The organism is Burkholderia sp. MSh2 (assembly GCF_000731655.1).
Taxonomy (GTDB): Bacteria; Pseudomonadota; Gammaproteobacteria; order Burkholderiales; family Burkholderiaceae; genus Burkholderia; species Burkholderia paludis.
This window is the reverse complement of sequence record NZ_JPGM01000120.1, coordinates 1-2651: the sequence shown is the minus strand read 5'-3', so window position 1 is coordinate 2651 and position 2651 is coordinate 1. Positions and strand designations below refer to the sequence as shown.

Genomic DNA, 2651 nt, shown 5'->3' with positions numbered 1-2651 from the left:
TTGCCGGACGCCGTATCGCCAACCGCCGTCGGCGCCGCGCCCCACCCGCCGCCGAGCGCGCGGATCAGGTTGACGGTCGACACGGCCTGCGCGCCGGTCAACTGGTTCGCCTGCAACTGCGACTGCAGCACCGAGCGCTCGCTGTCGATCACGTCGAGATACGCGACCTCGCCTTCCTGGTACTGCGTGCGCGACAAGGTCGCCGCACGGCGCGACGCGTTGACGGCCGCGTCCTGCGCGCGGATCTGGTCGTCGAGCAGGCGCAGGTCGGCGAGGTTGTCCTCGACCTCGCGGAATGCGACGAGCACCTGCTGCCGGTAGTTCGCGACCTGCTCGTCGTACTGCGCGCGCGCCTGCTGCACGCCGGCCGCACGGCGCCCGCCGTCGAACAGCGGCAGCGTCAGCGCGGTGCCGGCGAACGGCCCGAGCAGGAACGTGCGGCTCGACCACAGGAACAGGTTGCCGAGCGTCGACGCTTCATACCCGAACGCACCCGTGATATCGAGCTTCGGGAAGTACGCCGACTTCGCGAGGCCGATCCGCGCGTTCGCGGCCGCCATCGCGCGCTCGGCCGCCGACACGTCCGGCCGGCGTTCGAGCAGCGCCGACGGCAGGCCCGGCGGAATCTTCACCGCCACCGGCACGATCGGCGCTTCCTTGAACGCGAAATCCGCCGGCGCCTTGCCGAGCAGGATCGCGAGCGCATGCTCGGACGCCGCGCGCCGGCGCGCGACGCCAACCGCATCGGCCTGCGCGCTCGCCAGTTCGTTCTTCGCGCGCGACACGTCGAGCTCGCTGATGTCGCCCTCGTTGAAGCGGCGCTGCACGAGCTTCAGCGCCTGCTCGCGCAACTCCACCGTGCGGCGGTACAGGTCCTGGTCCGAATCGAGCTGCCGCAGTTCGAAGTAGTTCTGCGCGACGTCCGCCTGCAGCGAGAGCTGCACCGAACGGAACAGCGCCTCGCTCTGCGCCTGGTCGGCGCGCGACGCCTCGACGTTGCGGCCGACGCGGCCGAACAGGTCGGCCTCGTACGAGGCGGTGCCCTGCGCGCGCCACAGCGTCGCGTTGGTCGGGCCCGTGCCCTGCGGCTGGAACTGCGACGCCGACGACAGCCCTTCGCGCGTCGGCCCGAAGCCGGCGCCGATCTGCGGGAACCACTGCGAACGCGCGGTACGCGTCGCCGCACGCGCTTCCTCGACGCGAGCGGCCGCGGCCTTCAGGTTCTGGTTCGCGGCGAGCGCCTGCGCCTCGAGCGCATCGAGCACCGGGTCGCCGAACACCTTCCACCACTCGCCGCGATGCGCGCCGTCCGCCGGCTCGGCCGTCTTCCACGTGCCGGCCTGCTCGCCCGCGGCGAGCGTCGGCGCTTCCTTGAACGCGGCGGGCGTGGCCGCGTCCGGGCGCTTGTAGTCGGGGCCCACCGCGCACGCGGCAAGCAGCGTCGCGAGCAGGGTGCTCGCGGCCGCCACCTTCGCGAAGCGCATCAGGCCGTTCGTGTTGTGCATGTTGTCCATCTTGTTATCCTCAAGCATCCGAAGCCGGTACGCCCTGAGCCGGCACGCCATAGCCGGCCGAGTCCTTGCCGGCGACATGGATCTTGCCGCCCGCCAGCGTACGCAACACGACGTAGAACACCGGCGTCAGCATCAACCCGAACAGCGTCACGCCGAGCATCCCGAAGAACACCGCGACCCCCATCGCATGACGCATCTCCGAACCCGCACCGGTCGACGTGACGAGCGGCACGACACCCATGATGAAGGCGATCGACGTCATCAGGATCGGGCGCAGCCGCAGCCGGCTCGCCTCGATCGCGGCCTCGAGCGGCGTCCTGCCGTCGTGTTCGAGTTCGCGCGCGAATTCGACGATCAGGATCGCGTTCTTCGCGGACAGCCCCACCAGCACCATCAGGCCGATCTGCGTGAAGATGTTGTTGTCGCCCTGCGTGAGCCACACGCCAGTGAGCGCCGACAGGATGCTCATCGGCACGATCAGGATCACCGCGAGCGGCAGCGTCAGGCTTTCGTACAGCGCGGCGAGCACGAGGAACACGAGCAGCACGCTGATCGGGAACACATACATCGCCGAATCGCCTGCAAGGATCTGCTGATACGTGAGGTCGGTCCACTCGAACCGCACGCCGCGCGGCAGCGTTTCATGCGCGATGCGCTCGATCGCGGCCTGCGCCTGGCCCGACGAGAAGCCCGGCGCCGGGCCGCCGTTGATGTCGGCCGCCGTGTAGCCGTTGTAGCGCACGACCATTTCCGGGCCGAACGTCGGCGTCACCGTGACGAGCGACGACAGCGGCACCATCTCGCCCTTGTCGTTGCGCGTCTTCAACTGCAGGATGTCGTCCGCGCGCTGGCGGAACGGTGCATCGGCCTGCACGCGCACCTGGTACACGCGCCCGAAGCGGTTGAAGTCGTTCACGTACAGCGAGCCGAGATACACCTGCATCGTGTTGAACACGTCGGTGACGGGTACGCCGAGCTGCTTCGCCTTCACGCGGTCGAGATCGACGTTGAGCTGCGGCACGTTGATCTGGTAGCTCGTGAACAACGGGCCGAGTTCAGGCGCCTGCTGCGCGCGCTTGATGAAGTCGTTGGACGCATCCGCGAGCCGTGCATAACCGACCGCGCCGCGATCCTCGA

The 2651-nt window shown here is 69.2% G+C and carries 1 protein-coding gene and 1 pseudogene; both read right to left on the bottom strand.

What is annotated here, in order from left to right:
* Positions 1-1514, bottom strand: a 1514-nt coding sequence (opcM, locus tag GQ57_RS37520) for a multidrug efflux transporter outer membrane subunit OpcM (RefSeq protein WP_034200560.1), incomplete at its 3' end; no start/stop codon positions are given.
* Positions 1515-1524: 10 nt separating this feature from the next.
* Positions 1525-2651: pseudogene (gene ceoB / locus GQ57_RS37515) on the bottom strand (multidrug efflux RND transporter permease subunit CeoB); the annotation flags it as partial.